Annotated in this window: 1 protein-coding gene; it reads right to left on the bottom strand. The window is 41.0% G+C overall.

Going from position 1 to position 324, the window contains the following annotated elements; all coding sequences use genetic code 11:
• On the bottom strand, window positions 1-324 hold a 324-nt coding region (locus AX662_RS10750), incomplete at both ends, for a mucin-binding protein (protein ID WP_443030982.1).

The raw sequence follows: 324 nt of genomic DNA, 5'->3' as shown, positions 1-324 counted from the left end.
TATCTTGGGTAACCGTCTTAGTTGGAACGCTTGCTTTATCCGCATAGTAGCCAGTAACACTTGGTGTTGGAACTGCATCATAGTTAGCCTTATTCGCTGTCCATGGTGCATCAGGGTTAAGAACTTTACCTGTAACTTTATCAAGATTTAATGTACGTGTCCATTGTGCATTTTGAACATTATCAGCTGGGGCAGTTGCCTTACCATCTGATACCACATACTTAACCGTTGATGTGACATCTTTCTTCCATTGATCTGTCGCAGGGTATTTTGGACTGTTTGGATCATTTGGATTGATTGGATCTGTTGGATTATGTGGATCAT

It is taken from the genome of Streptococcus sp. CCH5-D3, from assembly GCF_001556435.1.
GTDB lineage: Bacteria > Bacillota > Bacilli > Lactobacillales > Streptococcaceae > Streptococcus.
The sequence above is the reverse complement of the archived record's forward strand: the minus strand, read 5'-3'. Positions and strand labels throughout refer to the sequence as shown.